Source organism: Methylobacterium sp. Leaf102 (assembly GCF_001422425.1).
Lineage (GTDB): Bacteria > Pseudomonadota > Alphaproteobacteria > Rhizobiales > Beijerinckiaceae > Methylobacterium.
The window spans coordinates 1-22,393 of the sequence record NZ_LMMX01000041.1; the positions used below are offsets into that span (position 1 = coordinate 1).

General features: G+C 62.1%; 14 protein-coding genes and 4 pseudogenes. 13 read left to right on the top strand and 5 right to left on the bottom strand.

Annotated features, from left to right (window positions below):
- Positions 1 to 107: 107 nt before the first annotated feature.
- Positions 108 to 317 (bottom strand): annotated as a pseudogene (locus tag ASF27_RS23325) (IS5/IS1182 family transposase); the annotation flags it as partial.
- An 89-nt stretch (positions 318 to 406) separates the two neighbouring features.
- Here ASF27_RS23325 and ASF27_RS20735 point away from each other — a divergent pair.
- Positions 407 to 568: pseudogene (locus ASF27_RS20735) on the top strand (IS110 family transposase); the annotation flags it as partial.
- A 219-nt stretch (positions 569 to 787) separates the two neighbouring features.
- Here the strand turns inward: ASF27_RS20735 and ASF27_RS20740 are convergent.
- Both ASF27_RS20740 and ASF27_RS20745 read right to left on the bottom strand, forming a co-directional pair.
- Positions 788 to 1,120 (bottom strand): annotated as a pseudogene (locus ASF27_RS20740) (transposase); the annotation flags it as partial.
- A 48-nt stretch (positions 1,121 to 1,168) separates the two neighbouring features.
- Positions 1,169 to 2,035 (bottom strand): NAD(P)-dependent oxidoreductase, encoded by an 867-nt coding sequence (locus tag ASF27_RS20745; protein ID WP_056363174.1) that lies wholly within the window; start codon positions 2,033 to 2,035, stop codon positions 1,169 to 1,171.
- A 374-nt stretch (positions 2,036 to 2,409) separates the two neighbouring features.
- On the opposite strand from ASF27_RS20745, the gene ASF27_RS20750 reads away from it, so the two are divergent.
- The 3 genes from ASF27_RS20750 to ASF27_RS20760 are packed head-to-tail and all read left to right on the top strand — an operon-like array spanning position 2,410 to position 7,931.
- Entirely contained in the window at positions 2,410 to 3,186 is a 777-nt protein-coding gene (locus ASF27_RS20750) for a hypothetical protein (RefSeq protein WP_056363178.1), read from the top strand.
- The gene (locus ASF27_RS20755; RefSeq protein WP_200918896.1) at positions 3,101 to 4,612 is read left to right on the top strand and encodes a DNA polymerase Y family protein; all 1,512 of its coding nucleotides are present in this window, start codon (positions 3,101 to 3,103) and stop codon (positions 4,610 to 4,612) included. Before ASF27_RS20750 ends, ASF27_RS20755 begins: the two co-directional genes overlap by 86 nt.
- A gap of 37 nt (positions 4,613 to 4,649) precedes the next feature.
- A complete protein-coding gene (locus ASF27_RS20760; protein ID WP_056363183.1) occupies positions 4,650 to 7,931 on the top strand; it encodes an error-prone DNA polymerase in 3,282 nt (1,093 codons plus the stop codon).
- A gap of 185 nt (positions 7,932 to 8,116) precedes the next feature.
- Here ASF27_RS20760 and ASF27_RS20765 read toward each other — a convergent pair whose 3' ends face one another.
- Complete coding sequence (locus ASF27_RS20765; protein WP_056363186.1) at positions 8,117 to 9,451, bottom strand: hypothetical protein; 1,335 nt, start codon at positions 9,449 to 9,451, stop codon at positions 8,117 to 8,119.
- A 469-nt stretch (positions 9,452 to 9,920) separates the two neighbouring features.
- Here ASF27_RS20765 and ASF27_RS20770 point away from each other — a divergent pair, with 469 nt between their 5' ends.
- From ASF27_RS20770 to ASF27_RS20800, 6 genes are all read left to right on the top strand, one after another.
- Positions 9,921 to 11,882 carry a hypothetical protein gene (locus ASF27_RS20770; protein WP_056363189.1) on the top strand — a complete coding sequence of 654 codons (1,962 nt, stop codon included), beginning with the start codon at positions 9,921 to 9,923 and terminating at the stop codon, positions 11,880 to 11,882.
- Positions 11,883 to 12,559: 677 nt separating this feature from the next.
- Positions 12,560 to 13,459 (top strand): alpha/beta hydrolase, encoded by a 900-nt coding sequence (locus tag ASF27_RS20775; RefSeq protein ID WP_244481082.1) that lies wholly within the window; start codon positions 12,560 to 12,562, stop codon positions 13,457 to 13,459.
- A gap of 227 nt (positions 13,460 to 13,686) precedes the next feature.
- Positions 13,687 to 14,070, top strand: coding sequence for a helix-turn-helix transcriptional regulator (locus ASF27_RS20780; RefSeq protein ID WP_056363193.1), 384 nt, complete (start codon positions 13,687 to 13,689; stop codon positions 14,068 to 14,070).
- 432 nt (positions 14,071 to 14,502) lie between these two features.
- A complete protein-coding gene (locus tag ASF27_RS21915) occupies positions 14,503 to 15,372 on the top strand; it encodes a putative phage abortive infection protein (RefSeq protein WP_162238663.1) in 870 nt (289 codons plus the stop codon).
- A gap of 1,157 nt (positions 15,373 to 16,529) precedes the next feature.
- Positions 16,530 to 18,218, top strand: coding sequence for a DUF262 domain-containing protein (locus tag ASF27_RS20795; protein WP_056363203.1), 1,689 nt, complete (start codon positions 16,530 to 16,532; stop codon positions 18,216 to 18,218).
- Positions 18,219 to 19,200: 982 nt separating this feature from the next.
- Positions 19,201 to 20,184, top strand: coding sequence for a hypothetical protein (locus tag ASF27_RS20800; RefSeq protein ID WP_156467598.1), 984 nt, complete (start codon positions 19,201 to 19,203; stop codon positions 20,182 to 20,184).
- Between the two features lie 184 nt (positions 20,185 to 20,368).
- Here the strand turns inward: ASF27_RS20800 and ASF27_RS20805 are convergent, their stop codons facing one another.
- Positions 20,369 to 20,782, bottom strand: coding sequence for a methyl-accepting chemotaxis protein (locus ASF27_RS20805; RefSeq protein WP_056363210.1), 414 nt, complete (start codon positions 20,780 to 20,782; stop codon positions 20,369 to 20,371).
- 9 nt (positions 20,783 to 20,791) lie between these two features.
- Here ASF27_RS20805 and ASF27_RS23330 point away from each other — a divergent pair.
- The 3 genes and pseudogenes from ASF27_RS23330 to ASF27_RS20815 all read left to right on the top strand — a co-directional run.
- Positions 20,792 to 20,920 (top strand): annotated as a pseudogene (locus ASF27_RS23330) (methyltransferase); the annotation flags it as partial.
- A 306-nt stretch (positions 20,921 to 21,226) separates the two neighbouring features.
- Positions 21,227 to 21,988 (top strand): alpha/beta hydrolase, encoded by a 762-nt coding sequence (locus tag ASF27_RS20810; RefSeq protein ID WP_244481083.1) that lies wholly within the window; start codon positions 21,227 to 21,229, stop codon positions 21,986 to 21,988.
- A gap of 28 nt (positions 21,989 to 22,016) precedes the next feature.
- On the top strand, positions 22,017 to 22,388 hold the full coding sequence (locus tag ASF27_RS20815) for a helix-turn-helix transcriptional regulator (protein ID WP_056363216.1): 372 nt from the start codon (positions 22,017 to 22,019) through the stop codon (positions 22,386 to 22,388).
- The last annotated feature ends 5 nt before the right edge of the window (positions 22,389 to 22,393 follow it).

A 22,393-nucleotide genomic window follows, 5' to 3' on the forward strand; every position in this document is an offset into this window, starting at 1 on the left:
CCACCTGCTCCGCACCCGTCTTCTGACCTCGCCGCATGTCCAGCTCCTTCGGTCCTGGCTGATCCTCTCAATCAGCCCGGTCCAAAGCCAGCCAGTCACGTCAAGGGCTTGTCGGCGTCCAGCCTGTTCTGACAGCGTGGCGGTCGTCCAGGCTGACCTTTGTGCAGGGACGAGATGGTATCGAGGGCCTCTGCCATCATCACGTTCTCGTGCCGGTTGGCCCCACGCAGGCAGAAGCCGAGCGGCGTGCCACGTGTGTCGGTGACGAGATGACGCTTGTTCCCTGGCTTGCCTCGGCTCGTTGGGTTCGGGCCGGTGACAGGCCCCCCTTTATGGATGGCCCGCCCCTCACCGGGCTGCACTGCTAGGCTTGCAGGGTAGCCGAGACGAGGGATGGAGCGGAACGATGACGATCGCGGTGCTGGGGATCGATCTGGGCAAGAACAGCTGCAGTCTCGTCGGGCTGGACGCGACCGGTCGGGTCGTGCTGCACCGCCGGATGCGGCGCGAGACGGTGATCGCCTTCGGCGCGACGCTGCCGGCCTGTGTGATGGCGATGGAGGCGTGCTTCCAATGTCTGCGTGTGGTGAGAGGAAGATGGCCTAACAGTCGGTCGGTGTTCTGGAAGCCTCTGGCGTAAAATGGCGCTCGACGCCGACCCCTTTATGAGGCCCAGGACGCGCGGATCTCCATCTTGGCCAACGGCTCGCCGGAAGGCCGGATACGTTTATGCAGACTGCTCAGTCCAGCGGATCATCAGCCACTTGCGGACGGGGCGGGCCATACATTTGGCTGGGACAGAGGCGCTGTCCAGGAAAGCCCGGCTCCAATCAATCGCACCTGCTGCGAGCAGGCGCTCCAGCCACATGTGATGCAGGTGGCTCCGCATACCCGCCGCCTGCCAATCCGGCAGCCGACGCCAGCAACTCATGACGGAACCGCAGCCCATCTCGGCCGGCAGCATTTCCCACGGCAGCTCTGAGCGCAGCGCGACCCGGATACCCGTGAATGTGGCCCGATTCTCGATCGGACGACACCCACCCATCGGACGCGGCCGGGGCGGCGGGAGCAGCGGAGCGATCTCATTCCAAGGTTCGTTGGGACGAAGCGCGCTGGCCAAGCCACAGCAACGCACATCGACGCTTACGGTGCCTTTCTGTTAAGCGCTCTAAGCCTTTCCTGCGGCTTGCCGAACTGCCAGGGCGATACCGGCCCAATCGACATCCGGCCCATGGCTTGCGATCGTCGAACGAAGATGATCCCGAACCACGCCGAGCACCGGCATCGGCACCTGGGATGCCGTCGCCGCCGCATCAACGAGGTTCATATCTTTCAGCCCCAGGGGCGCAGCGAAGCCGGCCGGCCGGAACCGGTCCTCGACGAGCAACTCGCCATAGAGGCCGTAGACGGGCGCGTTGAAGATAGTCCCGGTCAGAACTTCGAGCATGGCGCGGCGGTCGACGCCCCCGGCCTCCACCAGGGTCATCGCCTCCGCCATCGCCTCGACGGCGGCCATGATCATGAAGTTGCCGCCGAGCTTCACGAGGCTCGCCGCAGATGGCGACGTACCCACCCGGAACGTGCGCTGGCCGATGGCCTCGAACAGCGGCGCGCATCGATCAATGGCCTCGTTCTCTCCCGCGGCCACGACGAAGAGCTTCGCGGCCTGCGCCGCGGCCGGCCGGCCAAAGACCGGTGCGGACACGAACCCGGACCGCGCGGCGTGGTCTTTCGCCAAGCGTTCCACCAGCGGAATGCCGATCGTGCTGTGCGAGACGTGCAAGGCTGGCGCGCCGAGGATGCCGTTCTCCCCGTAGACAACGGCTTCGACGGCCGCGTCGTCGGAGAGCATGCTCATGACGACCTCGCCCTGAGCCGCCTCGGCGGGACTGGTGGCAAGGTGCGCGCCGGCCGCGACCAAATCCTTCGCCTTATCAGCGGACCGGTTCCAGACGGTCAGATCGTGCCCGGCCTTCAACAGGTTCGCTGCGATGGCACTGCCCATCTGCCCAAGGCCGATGAATCCTACTCTCATGTCCGTCTCCGTACGGTTGGCTGGTTGGGTCAGCCCTTTTCCGACCAACGCCCATCACCAACCGACGCCGGTGGAGCAAGGTTCGCGGATCGCCAGCCTCGAGTTCTCAACGTTTCCGTTGGCGCAGTGCCGGTCACCGGCGGCCTTGCGGATCGTCTCCAGGCCTAAAGCATTCCGCTGCGTTCATTCATCGGTTGCGTCGGTAGGCTGTCTCTTCACTCCGTCGTCATTGAGGCACGTTTTTGCATGGCTGCCGACCGGCAGGCGGCCTGTGGATAACGTGAACGAACGCGTGACCGACCTTGTGGCTTGTGGGCGTTCGCCGGACAGAACATAACATGAACAAACGTAGCTGGTCCGGTGTTGCAACGTGAATGACGACGTCCCATCACGGCCCGATCCTGGAACAGCTCCGCGGCGCGATCGCGGGCCTCGAGCGTGGGCCGCGATCTGCCTCGTCGATACTCCGGCCACTGCCGTTCGGTATCCCTACGATCGATCGGCATCTGCCCGGCGGCGGCCTCCGTCTCGGGGCTTTGCACGAGATCGTTCCGGGCGGACCGGCGCACGAACATACGGCGGCCTGCATCCTGTTCACCGCCGGCATCCTGGCGCGGCTCCCAGGCTCGGTCCTGTGGTGCCTGTCATCGCGCGACCTGTTCGCACCGGGTCTCGCCAGGGCGGGCCTGCATCCCGATCGCGTTCTCTATGCCGAGACCTATCGCGAAGCCGATCTGATGCCGCTGATCGAGGAGGGGGTGCGATTTCCCGGTCTCGCTGGGGTCGTCGGGGACATCGTGCATCTTTCGCTCACGGCGTCGCGGCGGCTGCAGCTCGCGGCCGAGGAAACCGCTGTGCCCGTCTTCCTGCTCCGGCGGTCGAGCCGAAAGGCCGAAGCCAGCGAGACGGCGAGTGCCGCCGCCACGCGCTGGCGGCTGAGCGCGCTGTCCTCGCGAGCGCTGGCATCGCCTGGGCTGGCGCGAGGACGCTGGCAGGTCGAACTCCTGCGCTGCCGCGGCGCGCCAGCCGGGACCGAAGCGTGTCGATGGCAACTCGAGGCCTGCGATGAGACGGGTCATCTCGCTCTGGCTGCCGACTTGGCCGACGGATCGCGTCCGCAAGCGGAGTTCGACCGCGCCGCCGCGGGATAGTCCGCTCGTGACCGTGAGGCGCGAGGGAGCCACACGCGTAATCGCGAGTGTCTGCCGGGCCGCGCGAGAGGCCGGCCTGCGCGCGGGCATGACGCTGACCCATGCCCAGGCGCTGGTCCCGGATCTCGCCGTCGTCGATGCCCGTCCCGACGAGGACGCCGAGGCGCTCGAGCGGCTGGCGCTATGGTGCCTGTGGTGCGCGCCGCTCGTCGCACCGGATCCCCCGGACGGCCTTTGGATCGATGTGGCTGGCTCATCCCACCTATTCGGCGGTGAGGCGGCCTTGCTGCGCTCGCTCGCCGCGAGACTGCGGGGCGGGGGCTGTGCCGTCCGCCTCGCAGTCGCTGATACGCCCGGCACGGCCTGGGCCGTGGCCCGCTTTGCTCCACGGGGTACTACACCGATCGTTGCCCCGGGGCAGATGTCGTCGGCCATCGCCAGCCTGCCGGTCCGCGCACTCCGGCTTCCCGTAGAGACCGTCGAGGCCCTGCACGAACTTGGGATCGAACGGATTGCCCAACTCGCGGCGCTGCCGCGCGGTGCCTTGAGCCTGCGTTTGGGACGAAACGTGATGCATCACTTCGATCAGGCCCTCGGACATGAGCCCGAGCCGCTGGTGTGGAGCGAGCGCCCCGACCTCGTCGCCACGACCCGAAAGTTCGCGGAGCCGATCTCGGCTCCCTCGACCTTGGAACGGGTGGCGACCGATCTCACCCTTGCGCTGATGCAGGACTTGGCTCGGCACGGCCTCGGCGTGCGCCGGCTCGATCTCGGGTTCCGGCGTGTCGACGGCGGGATCCAGGCGGTCTGCATCGGCACGGCGGCGGCGACACGCGATGGTATCCATCTCGCGCGCCTGCTCTGTGCCCGGCTCGCTGGGGTCGATCCCGGCTTCGGCATCGACGAAGCGACCCTGACGGCCGCGATCACCGAGACGCTCGACGCGGTTCAGGCCGAGGGGCTTGGTGGGGTCGGCAGGACGGAGCCGGATCTTGCGGTCCTCATCGATCGCCTCGCCTCGCGACGTGGCCTCCGGGAGCTGTTCAGGGTCGTCCCGGTCGAGAGCCGCATCCCGGAGCGCAGCGTCCGCCGGGCCCCGCCGCTGGCCCCAAAAACCGGTTTGACTTGGCCGAGCACGTTGGAGCGACCGGTCACGCTGTTCGACCCGCCGCAACGCATCACCGCGACTGCGCTCCTGCCCGACGCGCCCCCGGCCTTCTTTGTCTGGGGGCAGGTTCGGCACCGGGTGGTGCGGGCCGATGGGCCGGAACGAGTACGTGGCGAGTGGTGGATCTCGGAGGCCGAGGTCTCATCGATGCGCGATTACTACCGCGTCGAGACCGACGTCGGCGGCCGGTACTGGGTGTTCCGCGATGCGCCGATGACCGAGGGCCCACGCTGGTGGCTCCAAGGCATTTTCGGATGATTCGAACGCCTTCTCGGATGAGCGAAAGCCGGTTCGGATGAGCTACGCCGAGCTCCAGGTCACGACCCACTTCTCGTTCCTGCGCGGGGCGTCCTCGCCGGAAGAGCTGTTCGCGGCCGCCGCCCTCCTCGGAATGCCGGCGCTCGGCATCACCGATCGCGGTTCGCTCGCCGGGGTGGTGCGCGCCCATGCGGCGGCGCGGACCACGAGCACGCGGATGGTGGTCGGCTGTCGGCTCGATCCCGAGGATGGGCCGCCGCTACTGATCTATCCGACCGATCGCACCGCCTATGCCCGGCTTTGCCGCCTGCTCACCATCGGCAAACGCGCCGGCGGCAAGGGGGCCTGCCGTCTCGTCCTCGAAGACATCTTCGCCTGGAGCGGCGGCCTCGTCGCCATCGCCTTAATCGATGCGCCAGACCCCGCCAGCGTCGCACCCGACCTCAAACGGTTGCGAGCGGTCTTCGACGACCGGCTCTACTGCGCCCTGACCCGCCGGTTCGCCCAAAACGATCACCTTCGCCTCGACCGGATCGCCGAAATCGCCAGGGCCGCGAACATCCCGACCGTCGCCACCGGGGACGTACTCTACCATGTCGAGAGCCGCCGCCTGCTACAGGACGTCGTGACCTGCATCCGCGAGGGCTGCACCATCGACGCCGCTGGCCTTCGCCTCGAGCAGCATGCCGACCGCCATCTCAAGCCACCCGCCGAGACCCTCCGACTGTTCACCCGTCACCCCGGGGCCGTCGCACGAACCCTCGAGATCGTCGGGCGCTGCCGCTTCTCCCTCGACGAGCTCACCTACCAATACCCGGACGAGCGGGAAGACCCGTCGCGGACGGCCCAGGAAACCCTGGAGGATCTCACCTGGACCGGAGCCCGCAGCCGCTATGCCGACGGCATCCCCGACAGGGTCGCGCTGCAGCTGCGCCACGAACTCACGCTGATCGAGCGGTTCGCATATGCCCCGTACTTCCTCACCGTGAATGCCATCGTTCGGTTCGCCCGCTCCCGGGGTATCTTGTGCCAGGGCCGGGGCAGCGCCGCGAACTCCGCCGTCTGCTTCGTCCTCGGCATCACCAGCATCGACCCGGTCCGCCAGGGCCTTCTGTTCGAGCGCTTCATCTCCGAGGAGCGGCGCGAGCCCCCCGACATCGATGTCGATTTCGAGCATGAGCGCCGGGAGGAGGTGATCCAGTGGGTCTACGAGACCTACGGTCGCGACCGGGCGGCGCTGTGCGCCACCGTGATCCGCTACCGCGCCCGCGGTGCGGTGCGCGAGGTCGGCAAGGTGCTGGGCATCCCCGAGGACGTGACCGGGGCCCTGACTGGTCTTGTCTGGGGCTGGTCGCAGGACGGGGTCACCGACGAGCAGGCGGCGGCGCTCAACCTCAACCTTGCGGACCGCCGCCTGCGGATGACCCTCGACCTCGCCCGCGACCTGATGGGGACACCGCGCCACCTGTCGCAGCATCCCGGCGGCTTCGTCCTGACCCAGAACCGCCTCGACGAACTCGTGCCCATCGAACCGGCCTCGATGGCCGACCGCCAGGTGATCGAATGGGACAAGGACGATGTTGACGCCCTCAAGTTCATGAAGGTTGATGTCCTCGGCCTTGGCATGCTCGGCTGCATGCGCCGTGCCTTCGATCTCCTCGCCGAACACAAGGACGAGCGGCACGACCTTGCCAGCATCCCCGCCGAGGATCCGGTCACCTACGCGATGATCCGGCGGGCCGACACGGTCGGCGTCTTCCAGATCGAGAGCCGGGCGCAGATGGCGATGCTACCGCGCATGAAGCCGCGGACGTTCTACGATCTCGTCATCCAGGTCGCCATCGTCCGCCCCGGGCCGATCCAGGGCGACATGGTCCACCCCTACCTGCGCCGCCGCGAGGGGCGGGAGGCCGTCCGCTATCCGACGCCGGAACTCGAACGCGTGCTCGGCAAGACGTTGGGCGTGCCACTCTTCCAGGAGCAGGCGATGCAGGTGGCGATCGTCGCCGCCGGCTTCACGCCCTCAGAAGCCGACCAGCTTCGCCGGGCGATGGCGACCTTCAAGTTCACCGGCGGCGTCAACCGGTTTCGCGACAAGCTCATCGGCGGCATGATCGACCACGGCTACGCCCCGGAGTTTGCTGAGCACACGTTCCTGCAGCTCGAGGGCTTCGGCTCCTACGGCTTCCCCGAAAGCCACGCGGCCTCGTTCGCGCTCATCGCCTACGCCTCATCGTGGATGAAATGCCGGCACCCCGACGTCTTCTGCTGCGCCATCCTCAACGCCCAGCCGATGGGCTTTTATGCCGTCGCCCAACTCGTCCGTGACGCGCGCGACCATGGCGTCGAGATCCGACCGATCGACGTGAACCGCTCGGCCTGGGATTGCACCCTGGAGCCGACGCGCGGCGCATACTTCGCGGTCCGACTCGGGTTCCGCATGGTGCGCGGCCTGTCCAACCGTGACGGAGCCCGCATCGTCCTGGCCAGGCATCACGAGCCCTACGCCACCGTTGACGAGGTGTGGCGGCGCGCGGCGGTCCCAACGATGGCGCTACGCCGGCTCGCCGTTGCCGATGCATTCCAGCCCTCCCTCGGACTCGGGCGACGCGACGCCCTCTGGGCAATCCGGGCCCTGCGGGATGCGCCGCTCCCCCTGTTCGCCGCCGCCGACGCCCGCGAGGGCCTACTGAGGGCGGAATTCGAGGAGACCCCCGTGGCGCTGACCCCGATGACCGCCGGCCGTGAGGTCGCGGAGGACTATCGCAGCACGGCGCTGTCCCTGCGGGCGCATCCGCTCACCTTCCTGCGCGACGACCTCGGGAAGCGGGGGCACGTGCGCTGTGGCGATCTTTTCAGAATCCGTGATGGCCGCCGCATTGCGGTGGCGGGCCTAGTGCTCATCCGCCAGAAGCCCGGTTCGGCAAAAGGCGTGATGTTCATCACTCTGGAAGACGAGACCGGGATCGCCAATCTCATCGTCTGGCCGCAGGTGTTCGAGCGGCAGCGAACCCTCGTGCTTTCGTCGAGCCTGATGTCGGTCCGGGGCCGGATCCAGCGACAGGGGCAGGTTCTCCACGTCACTGCAGAGCAATTGACCGATCTCAGCCCCTGGCTACGCCGGACCGGCGAGATCGACATTGGTCAGCTGCCCACGGGGCGCGGTGATGAGGGCCGACACGGCGGCAGCCCCGATCAACGCGGTCGTGAGCCGACACCGGTGCGGGGTAGTCCAATCCTTGAAGATCGCCTGACTTCTCCGGATGAGCAGGAAGACCGCGCGCCCGTCATCAGGGTTCGATCCCGCAATTTCCGGTAGGCTGAACATCAGATCGGCTTACCCTTTCAAAGGTCTGGTGAGGCTGAAGAGAGGACACTTCGCACCCACGACCAACCCCGTCATTTAAAGACCCCAACTTTGTGCCGAGATTTATAAATTGATCGAGGTGTCTGATTGAAGCCAGCGCTGAGAAGTTGCGCTGGAAAAATCGCAAGTTTTTCTTGTTAATCGCGGAGATCCTTGTGCTTAGAAGCGGGTGGATGCGATCCTGTCCACGGCTCAAAGCCAAATACCTCACTCTCATGCGCCCTCGGGGACGGAACCGGTTCCGATGCCTGCCCGAGCACAGGCTGAAGCGCTGAGAATCGTCTTTCGATTATGGCAAGCCCGAGCCGTCCCGCCAGAAGGGACAAAGCGAAACCCCAAGCATGCATCGCGATCAGGATTTCAGCATGTTTGGCTCCGTCGGCAAGAGAGATCCTCAACCCGACGACAAGGAGCCCCACCGCCGCCCCCGCGGCGGCGAAAAGCACCGCCTGAAGCAGCATGGCCGGCGTGGCCGGAAGGCGACGCAGTGCGCGCGAGGCAGCGAAGGCCGTGAGGAAGGCGGCAAGGACGGCCGTCGCCAGCAGGGCCTTCACACCGATCAGGTGCCAGGCACCGATAGCCTCAGGTCTCGGAATGATGCTGCTGGAGCCAATGAGGAACACACCCAGCAGAACGCAGATCGCCGTCGTGGCGGCGAGAACCAGGATCCTGCCGGCCCGGTCCAGGCTGAGCGTGTGATCGCCGAAGGGGGGTGTGCCCCAGACGGCGAAGATTGTGACCGCTGGAAGCCAGCAGACGCCCAGCATGCCGGGATTGAATCCCCAGAACTCGGCACGTCCGCTCCCGCCGCGCACGGTGTCAACGAACGATGGGATCAGGGGCGGCTCCCGGAGGACGATCCCTTCGTTCAAGACCACATAGTAAAGCGAGCCAACGAGAGCGGCGAGGACGCAGGGAACGACCGCGTAGATCAGGAGCTCGAACGATGCCAGCGCTTGCTCCGCCGCCCACCGGCCCTGATCGCGCTCTCCCGAAAGGTCCGACCGGACCGAGCCCTTAATCAGAAAAAACGGAACCACGAAAACGAATAATAAGACGAGGAGTGTGAAGACCAAGCGCTCCGGATAACCTGTCTTTGTTGCGTAATCAAATAATTCTAGACCTGTGGCGAAAGCGGTCCCGAGTCCGATCAGTTTCGCGTCTGTTTTTACGTCCCCAGACTTCTTCAGCGCCTCTTTCAGGCCAAGGCGCGTGAACCAAAGTATGACGACGAAGTTCAGCAGCAGGAGAACACCCTGAAGGTCTGTGATGGCCACCGCGTTCGGGATGCACGTGGGTGGGATGGTGCCGTCCGGCATTTTGCAGAACAGCTTTCCCTCGCGGAGGCGTGTCAGGAGCTCCGCCGTGGAATTCCCAACCTTCACGAGAGCAAGCGTCGTGAGGATCGGAACCAGCTGCAGGCGGACGGCGGCTGGGATCGAATCCCAAAGCGATGCGCGTTTGCTCGGCATGGGAACGGTGAACTCCGGGAAAAGATGGGCAGGGCGGTATGATACCCGTCCGGTTCGCAAACCGGCGCTCGAGGATCGTATCGAATAGGATGACGCTCATTCCAAGCCCATGCGGGTGCGGATGACACGGTCTCGCGACGCGCGCCGTGCGCTCGCCAGAGAAGACATGGCCGGTGCAGCTTATGTTGCCATCACGCCCGAAGTCCGGCTGGTGCGGCCACGACATCCACCGATGGAAACGGTGGTCCGTACAAGCCAGTCCTTCTCAGGCGTCGCCTCGCCGATCCGCGGAGGCTCAAGGGGTCGCCTGGAACCGCTGAGGCAGACCTTGGCAGAGCGGACAGACCCAGGCCGGAACTTTCAACCGTGCGCCGAAGGGCACAACTGACTTGCGTGAATGCCGATCAGATGAATAAACTCGAAAATCAAGGCGGGCGTGCCGGTCTGCCTCCATTGAGTTGGGCTGCCTATGAAGCGCAAAAGGATCAGCCTATTCCAGGCATTGGCACTGTTGTTTGCCGCGGTGACATTGTCGGGATGCGGAGATCGCCTGGCCGAGCTCGTCAACAATCTTTTGCCACCTGTCGACGTCGGCCGCCAACGGGAGTTGGCGGTCCGGTCAGCAGCTGAATCGCTCGCTGCACTTAAAGCGGCAAACATCGCTTTCGGCGTGGACTTTCCGTCGTTGTCGGCTGTTCTGCTCGACGGGGCGGCGAAGGCCGTAGGCATAACCGAATTGGACTTGAAGGGGGAGGATCAGCTCGTCAGGATCGGCCTCAAATTTCATAAGGTTTTCCCGGCGACCGACCAGTTGCCGGAGGCTGATATCACCGGATCGGTGATCGTGTACGCTGGAGTGACGACGCAGGTCAGGGCGGAGCCATCGACGCCCGGTTCCATTCGGTTCACGCTGCTGCCCGCCTTCAAGACACTGTCGGTCGATTCGGTCAAACTTGGCAACCGCGTGGATGCCACGGCAGCTGCCAAAGCTCTCGCATCGATACTCAACACCTACGCGGACAATGTCTCAGGAATCATAGCGCGGCAACCGATCATGGAAGCCGATATTCCGAGCACCTATGGCGACAAGTACGATCCGTCGACCATCATCCATCTGAAAGACGACGTTCGGGGCGAGGTTGCCGTCAAGGCCAATGCTGTGACAGCTCCGCTAAAAATTGACCGCGTCTCCTGGTCGATCTACCCAGACCGTGTCGTCGGTCTTGCCCTGCTGCTCCCCGCGAACGCGGAGCCGCTCAAGCTGGATGGACCGGCGATCGAACCGCGAGCCGACGCGATATCAGCGGCGGTCCGTCAGATCTACGTCACGAATTTTGGCAGGGACGATTGGCCCTCGGGGGGCTGGGTCGCGGCGCGAAACGACATCCTCTCGTACGCGGTCAACGACGTTTTCCGTCAGGCTTCGCTGTGCGTGCGGGCCAACGCCGACTTCGGTAGAAAAGCGTTCTCCCAGACGATCAAATTTCCGGATGAGAACTCAGTGGACTGCACCCCAACCAGGGATTGCACGCCGACCCGCGAATGTTCGGTGAATGTCAGTCACGATGACCGCAACTGCTCCGCCTGCATTCTGTATAGGCCAAAGGTGAGCGTGTTTGGCCGCGTCATATCCTCAGGCGGCTGCATACAACACGGCAACGATCCGATCTGTGAAGCGTCCAAGGTAGCCCAGAATAAAACATATGAACTCGACGCCGCCCTGAGGAAGGCGGATTGTGAAAGATTGAAATCGCAGGAGAAATTTCAGTGCGAGACGGAGAAGTCCGGACAGAAGGCACTTTGCGAGACGGGAAAGGAGCTGCTCAAGCGTCTCGCCCGCTCGGGAAAATTCGCGAATATCGACGGCAGCTATGCCGGGAGCGGGCAGGTCCAGGCCTGCGTCAAGGATTTGGCACTTTCCAGTACGCTGCGTGATCTCCACGTCTCCATCGACAATTCCGGAGCTGGGGCGCTGGATGTCGGGCTCAAGTTCGTCCCGCTCGACATCGTTGGGCATCTCGCTTGCCAGGCTCCCTGGACCGAACGTCAGCGCGTCAACGTCAGCGTACCGTCCAATACCATCCCGCTGACTGCCAAAGCGAAGGTCGAGACGGTCAATGGCAACACGCGGCTCAGTGTGCATATTGATCCCATGAAGGTATCCTTTCGCGTATCTCCGTCGCCAACGGAGATCCTCTTGAAGAGCGTAAACGGAACAATTGCCTGCCAGGGCTTGAACCTCTTGAAGCCGCTTCTCATCTCTGCGGCACCGTTTGTCCCCGAACTCAAGGGCGACTTCACCGCAAGCCAGAAAGCCATGGATCTCGTTGTGCCGTTGACGATTCCCACGCAAAAGGTCGGCGGGCGTAGGATCCTCGGCAAAGCCGAGCTAGCGGAGAACGCGGTCTTCGTGTCGGGAACTGTCCAGTGACATTCGAGCAGCGCCGGAGCGAGACGTCGCTCGGCCAGCAAACCGAGTCATGAGGTTGACGGCCATCTGGCCCCGCTCTCGGGATTCCAAAATTCCGGGGGGGGCGGCACGAATGCAGGTGCCGGTTCAGCTCTCGTGAGATCGGGGCCTGCCGATCTTCAGCGCGAGGGGAGCACCGCTGTGGGACAGGTCCGCGGCCGCTCCCCCTGCGTGCGGCGGAGCATTTAACGGGTGTCCAGGGGATTGTGGAGAAAGGTGAAAGGGCCGGACCCGCTGAATGTACCTGACGCTGTCACCGAAGCGGTCCTTTGATCTGTCCCCTCGCGCTTTGAACCGTCATGCGTCGCGATCCGAGAGAAGATCCAAATTTTTGACTTTGCTTCCCGCAGACAGGCCGGCACCCACACAAGGCCGGCCTTTGGCCCATGCCCAGGAGCCCGGAAGCGGACCTGCAACGGACCGGGAGTGACAGTTTGCGGATCGAAGGACGATCGTCGGAATCTGGGAGCGAGGCAGGTGATCCGGAAACTCGACCGGGTCATGCTACTGCGATGCTGCAATAGGGCCTTCTCAACCGGCGGCGGTTGCCCCAGCCTATGCGCACAAGAGAGGGCGCTGGTGTACGAATTCCGACGTGAGCCCCTTCCACGGATGGAAAAACTAGCTTCAGCGAAGCAATGCGTGTGTTTCTGAAATGGGGCTTTGTGACGGCTTGCGGGACCCTGGCCAGCTTGGCCCTGATCAAGTCCCTGGCCCGGCAGCGCATTGTCTGCAAGCCCGGCATACGGCTGGGCCGGCTCGCGGCGGGGCGTATTCGCGTTGGCGGCAGAACGATGCACGCCCGGATCTCGGTCTCTGCCGTGCCCCACGCGCGCCTGACCGTGATCCTCGTTCACGGACTCGGGATGTCGAGCCGCTACATGGTCCCTCTCGCGAGGCATCTCGCCCCGCACTTCAGAGTCTATGCCCCCGACCTTCCTGGCTTCGGCTTGAGCGATAAGCCCGACCGGGCGCTGACGGTCCGCGAACTTGCCGATGCGCTGGCGGCCTGGACGCACGCAGTCGGCGTGCAGCGGGCAGCCTTTGTCGGCAATTCCCTTGGCTGCGAGGTGCTGGTCGAACTGGCTCTCCGGCATCCGGATCTCGTCGCCCGGCTTGTCCTGCAAGGACCTACGCCGGATCCGGAGCCACGCAACCTGATCCGGCAAATCCTCGGATTTTTTGCCATTGCGCCGTTCGAGCGCTGGTCGCTCGCCTGGGTGGCGCTCATCGACTATGCCCGTGGCGGAATCAGGCGCTACATTCTCACCCTGCGAAGCATGGTCGACAATCGCATCGGCAAGAAGGTTCTCCGGATTACCCAGCCGACGCTCGTGGTCTGGGGGACGCGAGACTACATCGTCCCCCACGCGTTCGCTGTGAGCCTCGCCGGCTCGCTGCCGGATGGCCGTCTGGCTGTCATTCCTGGGGCAGCCCACGGCATGAACTACTCGCATCCGGAGGCGTTCACCGCCGTCCTTCTGCCGTTTCTCCTCGCTGAGGCAGAACCATCCGTTGCATGGAGTCCCCGGGGATGACGTGAATCAGTGACGGGGCCCGCCTCGATGAATGCTGGCTCCCGCATGGGGCTGGACGCGTACCGGCATAATCGGACCTTCCGATCTCGACAGACCCGTCCACTATTCACCGGAGAAGCTGCTTAGAGAACGAAGCCGAGAGGACTGCGAGGCACGGAGAAGTAGGAACCCCGATAGGGCGGTGTAGTAGAGCCGACGCGGCCTGCCATACGCCTCGGAACGAAAGGATGAACCTGACCATGCCGAGGCAGCCGGAGAACGAGGATCGCGCCGTTGCTGAACGCATGGTGGTTTTGCGAAAAGCACGAGGTTTGAGTCAATCGGCGATTGCCCTCGTGCTCGGCGTTACGTTCCAGCAGGTCCAGAAATATGAAAACGGAACCAACCGGATCACCGCGGATCGCTTAGCCAAGCTCGCAGCCCAGTTCGAGGTCCCGATAACGGCTTTCTTCGGCGAGTCTGACCAATCTGAGCCTATCACGGCAGGGCTGAGTTCCCTGCTGAGTCTCGATGGCGCAGATGAGCTCGTTCGCGCATATGCTCAAATCGAAACTCCAGAGACGCGGCGTGTGGTTTTGAGTCTTGTCCGGGCCCTGGCTGGGTTACGCTGAAGTCGCAACCCTTCCCGACTGCCGAAGAGGCCGCATCGCGGACGGCGAGCTGCCCACCTGCCTACGTATGCACGCCCCGGCATCGTGGGCGAACTCCCGCTGTCGCGAACCACCCCTTCCGGCCAGCCCCCAGTTATGCTGATGCGCGCCTCCCGGCCGACCAGTGGCTCGGGTGACAGAACCGACGAACGCGGTTTCTCCGGACCATTGGGCAGGTCATCGGCACTGCCGGCTATCGATGACTGTAGGGCGTACTGCGATCATCGATAAGGGCATGGATGATGTCCCACTCCGCTGATCATTCAAGATAGGGACTCAAAAACACGCAGGGCTGGCACTGGAATTTCTCGAGTTGTTAATTTGCAGCTGTGTAGAGAGACTCGGCATCATTTCACTGCACCTGCAGAAGAATTGACAGAGAAGATGGATAAAATGATAAATCTCAAAAGGGTAAAAATGTTTTTGGACCGTTTTGTAATGGACCGACCCAGTCTTTCTAGATTTCTATCTGCCCTTACTGCCGCTTCTAGTTTGATAATCCTCCTTGTGCTTGTATTAACGATATGGTTTCTCTGGCCGCGCTATATTCAGCAGATTATCGAATTCATGTCTCCTTTGACACCTGGTGAGAAAGGGATCGATTTCCCCACTGCTGGTGCATTCGGGGATCAGTTCGGCGGGATCAATACTTTATTCACAGCACTGGCTCTCGTGGGTGTGATTTGGACGGCAGTTGCCCAAATAAAAGACCGTGCAGTTGTCGAAAAGCAGGCCTTCGAAAATACTTTCTTCAATATGCTGACGTTGCTGCGTCAAAGCTATGATGGAATTCAGGTCGAGCTGGGTATTAATCATCAGGGAGAAGTCCGAATACTTAGCGGTGACGCCGCAGTGGAACTCCTGATCCGTCGATTTAGGGATCATATTTCCAGCCGCAGCCTTCGGTCGGGATCGATGACTGAAGATGAAGTCAACAGCGCGTACGTCCAAAGCATTCACAACGAAAGCGAAGCTCTGATAGGTGTATATTTCCGAACAATGTACAATCTTTTGCGTCTGATCGACAGGAGTAAATCCTTGAACGGGCCTGATAGAGTTCTGTACGGGAATATCCTGCGGGCGCAGATTAGCAGCAATTCGCTTTCCATTATTGGCTTGAACGCGATGGACGCAGAAATTTCCGGGGATTTAAAGTCTTATGTCGAAAAATATCGACTCTTGAGGTATGTTCCGGATGGAGGCTTTAAGGATATGTTCAAGCGCTTCTACGACCTACAGACCTTTGAGCGGCGGCGTGACTGAACTGCTCCTTCATCGAATATAGCTTTCCAGAATTTTTATCTCCCAGGGCGGGGACGGTAAGGACAGATTGTATGAGCAGCCTTTAGAGCACCTATCTAAACCACCAACGCCCCTGTAATTTCAATCACTTAGCAGGAACGAAAGCGCGTTGTGTTAGGGGCTCTTAGCCTGGCTTGATGCTGCACTCTCTTATACCAACTCTCACCGTCCCCACTCTTGGTCGGGCTTAGTGAGGTCCGGCGGACGACCACCACCGTGCCGTCGCGTGGGCAGACCTCGATGAGTCGGGCTCATCGAGGTCTGGTATTAGCTTGGCGTGACGGACATAGGCGTGCGGATCGTAGATTCGGCACACTGGTGAGCAGCAGTTCATGTATGGCTGCTGCGCGTTCCGGGAGGGCCTACACCCGCACCGCCTAGCCAAAAACGGTGCAACTGTCATTTGCTCTGCGAGGTCTGGATCGCTGTCGATCTTGCTGTCAAGATCAACAGCGATCTTGTATTGAGTTCAGAAGGTCTAGACCAACCTCGATCTCGGTTGGCTCCGTTGTGCGCGCTGGACGGGAAGCAGATCATGGATCGGGCCGCAGCTCGGCTGCCGGGAGGGGGGGGGGCTGGAGCTGCCGGGCTATACAGGGGGAGGCCGGGTAAGGCACATCCGGACGGCATGCTGCTTTGACTGCAGCGGCCTTTTCGGCCTGAGAGCTGTACATGTCTTCGCCTGAGATAGGCGGCCTCTTCATGCACGGACGAAGACCACCTCCCGCGGCAGGAGACCTGCAGGCTTGGACAGTGCTTCGTTGCCGCGGTCATGTCCTGCCAGCCAGGATCCGCACGCCACCAGCTCTCCCCGCCCCAGAGCGGCCGTCTGCACCAGCGCCCCCTAAACCGCGTCGGGGATGGACCGCTCCAATCCCCTCTCCGGCGGCACATTCGTGTCCGAGTGGGCGACATGGCCCGCGGCCGGGCGCATCATATCCGCCATCCGCTGCCCCCCCCCCCCCCCCCCCCCCCCCCGGCGCGAACCTCGATGCCCTGCGGATCTTCGTCATCGCCACAGCCGGCCCTTGGGCGCGCAGCCCGACTAGGATCCCTGGCTAAATTATCGCTGTCGGATACAAGGTTTGGTCAACACTGTGACGTGAGAGGGAGAGCCGATGATCAAGAAAATCAGCGGTGCAGAATATCCACTGGCGAAAATCTTCAGCTCGGACTTCGAGTTTGTGATTCCGTCGTATCAGCGGCCCTACGCCTGGGGAACTGACCAGACATCAGAGCTATTCGACGATCTCAGAGATTTCCATCAGACCGAAAGCGAAGAGGGATATTTTCTTGGCAGCATCGTTCTGATCAAGAGCGAAGGCGTGCCGCACTCAGAGGTCATCGATGGTCAGCAACGCCTCACCACACTGACGATCCTTCTCGCAGCCCTGGCCTGCGCGCACGGCGGCGGCAACAAGGACGAGCTGAAATCCTACATTCTCGAAGCTGGAAAAAAAATGGAGGGTATTCAGGCCAAGCCTCGCCTGTCCCTCCGGGATCGCGATAGAGCTTTTTTCGAAAAATATATTCAGAACCTTAACCTTGAAAAACTTGCCGAACTCGACTCATTTTCTCTAGAGAATGAGTCCCAACGCAATATCAAAGCAAACGCGGCCCACCTTCAGAGCCGGATCGCCGAGCACTTTGGCACGCCCCAGGACGTCGAGGAGTTCGTAAAATTCCTCCTCACGCGGTGTTTTCTGGTTGCGGTCTCAACACCGACTCAGGCGTCGGCATTTCGTGTCTTCTCGGTGATGAACAGCCGCGGCCTCGATCTTCAGCCCACGGATATCATAAAGGCCGATATCATTGGAAAGATTTCCGGAAAGGCAGAGAAAGACAAGTACAATAGCAAATGGGAGGAAATTGAGGTTGGTTTAACCCGCGGTGGATTCAATGATCTGTTTAGTCACATCCGCATGATCTACGCCAAGGAAAAAGCGAAACGCTCGTTGCTGGAGGAGTTCCGAGCAGCCGTCCTTTTGCAGCAGTCCAGTCTAACCATTTTCATCGACGAGATTCTTGAGCCCTTCGCTGACGCGCTCATGGACATTCGGGGCGCATCGTATCAGGCGACGAGTCACGCAGCGGACGTGAATTACTTTATTAATTGGCTTCTCCGGATCGACAATGCCGATTGGGTCCCACCCGCGATGCTGTTTCTCAAAAAATATCGACACAAGCCGCCACGTGTCGCGCGGTTTTTTCAGCTCCTCGAGCGCCTGGCTGCGTTCATGCACATTGCAGGGTACAACGTGAATGATCGCATTCATGCCTATGGAGAGCTTATCACTGAAATCGAGCTGGATCTGGAGCCCGATGACATGTCACAGCTTCAGTTTGATAAATCATGGTGCAAATTATTCAAAGAACATCTCAATGGTGAAATTTATCTCATGACACCGCGCCGACGGAACTATCTTATCTTGCGCCTGGATTCATTTATCTCGGACGGCGCAGCGACCTATGATCCAAAAATTCTGACGATCGAACACGTCCTCCCACAAACGGTCGATGACGGGAGCGTTTGGGCTGAGTGGTGGCCAAACGAGATCGACCGGGACGCCTGGGTCCACCGCCTTGCCAATCTCGTTCCGCTCAACAAGAAGAAAAATTCCTCTGCTCAGAATTATGATTTCGCCAAAAAATGTGACGTGTATTTTGCAGGGACAAAAAGTGTTTCGTCCTATGCTCTGACCAGCCAGGTTATGGCGCAGAAGGATTGGGGTCCAAGAACACTTAAGGCTCGCCAGAAAGCACTTATCAGCACTCTCATGGAAAATTGGGAGCTCAATCCAATGTAATCGTGCGCGGCTCTATAGAACGTTCCCATGAGAGGCGGTCGGGTATGATCATCCATATGCTTGTCAGCTTGCCGCGTCACTGCGCGAGCCTCTCGCAACTCCCTCCTCCGCAGAGCAAGGAGGGGGCAGTCGCTGCAGTTTCTTTCACAGATTCCATCGAGGGAAGAGGACCCAATGGCGTTCATGGGAGGGCGTTCGCTCCGGAGTTCCGCCTTTCGCCATGCTACACATGCCACAAGAGAGCACTTCGCGGTTTGCTCTCTGGCGTTCAGGAAGCCCCTGGGAGGGACGGTGTCTGGATGCCCGTCCCGCCTCGGCCTTCGAAACGGACTTGGACAGCAGCTTCAAAGACCGGCCTGTCTCCGGTGCGAGCGTTGCCGGTAGCGTACCCGGCAGGACGACCGCGCCTAACCCCGAGACCTCCCGGAGATGGCCTGTGAGAGGGACGTCGGCCGCGCGGGGCTTTGCCCGGAGCGCCGCTCTCATGAACCCGGCGCTGGCGGTGCGATCCCAGAAACACTCTTTTCTCAGGCCGGAGTGGGGCCTTCCAATAAACGTGCTCCGCTCGAACGGGTGAATATTATCGAACATAACACAGTGTGATTTTTGAGAGACATATCTGTGGGCTGAAATTGTATTAGGTTTTTTCGGGCGGACGAATCACTGTCGAATCCGTGGGGGGCTGCAGACATGAGTGCAAAAACGGTATTCCTTGGACTGGCCTGCGGTCTTGCTATCTCCTGCGCTGCGAGTGCAAAAGATACCATCTGTAACGGCGTTCCATGTCGGGGCGCTTGTCTTGATTTTGGCGGCGGACACGAAGAGTGTGCTGTCGGGTATGTTCGGCAGCAGTCAGAGAGCCTGTCGAACCGCCAAGATTATACAATTACGATAAAAGACGCGACGCCGAAGACGAGGGCGAGGATCGAAAAAATTCTACGCACAACTCCTGTTAAGTGACAGCTGCACCGTGAGAGCCGGAATGAGGATTCTGAGCAAAGCGGTCAGCGTGACAGTGCTGGCAGGCTGGGTTGGCGGATGCGGCATAACAACCGCCTCCCTGCCGGAAGTCTGGGACCGTGCGACCGATCCCGAGGCGACGTATCATATGGAGATTCAGGTCAAGCACGCGATCTTCTGTGAGCTGAAGAGAGCCGTTGCCCGGACCAGGGAGCTTAAAGCCCCTAGGCGGCTCTACGGCCCCGGGCGGGAGGATATCACGACCGTTGAAGACATCTATCTTCCCGACTCGTGGGGCATCCTGATGCAGCTCACACTTCAGGTCGACGAAAAGATGGCCCTCACGCCCGGTGTCATCACCAAGGATCCCATCGACAATGCCTTGACTGGCTTTCGGATCGGTCTGGCATCAACCCCCCAGAGCTTCACCCTGGGCGTCGGCGGAAACTTGACTCTGCAAAATCAGAGAATTGACCGGTACAATACGTATTACGCAGTTCGCGATCTTGCCATACCGAATAACAATTCGAGCGGCTGTGTGCAGAATTCACCACGCATACTCGGCGAAAAGACAACGGGAAGCTCTCCCTTTATCGATGCGACCGGTCTCGGTATCGGCGAATGGCTGAGCTCGGCCGCCCGTGTCATCGCATACCATCCATCAAGCCGTGTCGCTGAAGATAGCAGCGGGCCTCCGATCGCGGCGGGGACCGGAGCAAATGCCTCGGACGCATCGACCTACACCAACAAGTTCATCATCACGACGGGGGCGAGCGTTACGCCAACCTGGAACCTGATCCGCATCGGCACCGCGACATCGTCACTCTACGACACGTCCCGCATCCGCACGCACGAACTCATTCTCACCGTCGGCCCCGGCGCGATCCAGCGCACCAAGACGCGGCTCGGCCAGTCTGTCTCTGTCGTCTCCCCGGCCGCCGGCGTCGCGAATGCGCAGCTCGCGGCTCAGATCGGAAGCGCCGTGGCAAGCGCTGTCGGTCGGTGACATCTCTGCGCCTGGGAAGGAGCCTGCCGCTTGACTACGCGGCCGGCTGGACCGCGGCGAGGAAGCTGCGAACGTCACGGGCGAACTGGTTCGAACGGGACGCAAGTTCCCGCGCGCGCTGAAGCACCGTGTCCGTCGAGCGGCCGGTCGCTTCGGCTTTGGCGGTGACATGCGCCATATTGCCCTACGCCCGCACCGTCGATGCGGCTGCGCGCTGGACGCTCTGGGCAATCTCCCGCGTCGCGAGGCCCTGTTCGTCCATGGCCCCCTTCATGTCCCCGGTTGCGTCGACGATCTGACCGATCGCCCCTTTAATCGCAGCGATCAGGCTGACAACCTCCCGCGTTGCGTCCTTCACATCGTTGATCTGCGCGTCGGTCTCCGTCGTGGCCCGGCTCGTCTGGTTCGCCAGCGCCTTGACCTCGCTGGCAACGACGGCAAAGCCCTTGCCGGCCTCACCGGCCCGGGCGGCCTCGATCGTCGCGTTCAGGGCCAGCAGATTGGTCTGCCCGGCGATCGTCGTGACCAGCTTGACCACGGTTCCGATCCGCTCAGCCGCTTCCGTCAGGGTGGCGACGGCAGCCTCCGTGACGATCACCTGCTGCGAGGCATCAGCGAACGCCTGCCGATCCTGACGCCTGAGGAAGAAGAAGGGATCCTGCGAGAGGCCGGGTTCGACGGGGTCAGCCTCTTCTACGCTGGGTTCGCCTTCCGGGGTTGGATTGCCTGGGCGTGATGGCGATGGCCGGGCCGCTAACTCCGCAGCTTGGCGGTGGGCTCAGCGGTCAGTGTCGTCCCAACCTGGGCGCACAAGATGATTTGCGCCGCGAGAATGCGGACGTAAGCCCGCTTCCTGCGGATGGAGGAAACCGGCTTGAACGGGAAGAAGCGTGTGGTCTCGAGGTTGAGCCTTGTGACGGCTGGCGGGATCCTGGCCGGTCTGGCTCTGGTCAAATTCTTGACGCGACGGCGCACCGGCCTCAGGCCCAGAACACGGCTGGGCCTACTCGCAGCGAGGCATATCTGCGTCGACGGTAGAACGATGCACACCCGGATCTCGGTCGCCGCCGTACCGGATGACCGCCTGCCCGTGATCCTCGTCCACGGCCTTGGGATGTCGAGCCGCTATATGGTCCCGCTCGCAAGGCATCTCGCCCCTCACTTCCGGGTCTATGCACCCGATCTTCCCGGCTTCGGCTTAAGCGATAAGCCCCGCCAGGCGCTCATGGTGCGCGAACTTGCCGATGCGCTGGCAGCCTGGACGAACGCAAACGGGGTGGGGCGAGCGGCCTTCGTCGGTAATTCGCTCGGCTGCGAGATCCTGGTCGAACTGGCCCTCCGACATCCGCAGCTCGTCGACCGACTCGTGCTGCAGGGGCCCACGCCTGACCCGGAGGTACGTAACCTGATCCGGCAAGCTGTCGGGTTCTTCGCCATTGCGCCGTTCGAGCGCTGGTCGCTCGCCTGGGTGGCGCTCACCGATTATGCCCGTGGCGGAATCAGGCGATACCTGCTGACCCTGCGAAGCATGGTCGACAATCGGATCGGGGAGAAGGTGCTTCGGGTGACGCAGCCGACGCTCGTGGTTTGGGGCACGCGTGACTACATCGTCCCCCACGCATTCGTCGTGAGCCTCGCCGGCTCCCTGCCTGATGGCCGTCTCGCCGTCATCGGGGGAGCAGCCCACGGGATCAACTACTCCCATCCGGAGGCGTTCACCGCCATCCTTCTTCCGTTCCTCCTTGCTGCTGAGCAGGATGAGAACGGTGAGAGGGCCGCGCTGAGGCGACGCCGTTTGCCATGAGGTTTCGAACGAGGGAACGAATTCGCTGATGCCCAAGCAGCCGGAAAACGAGGATCGCGCCGTTGCAGCGCGCATCGTTGCGCTTCGAAAATCGCGAGGCCTCAGCCAATCCGCGCTTGCCCGCACACTTGGTGTTACGTTTCAGCAGGTCCAGAAATATGAGAATGGGACCAATCGGATCACCGCGGATCGCTTGGCCAAGCTCGGGACCCTGTTCGAGATCCCGGTGTCGGCTTTCTTCGATGAGCCCGACGAACCTCAGCCGTTCGTAGCAGGACTGAGTTCCCTGCTCAGCCTCGACGGCGCAGATGAACTCATTCGCGCGTACGCGCAAATCGAGAATCCGGACACCCAGCGTGTGGTCTTGAATGTCATGCGCGCCCTGGCCGGGATACGCTGAAGTCC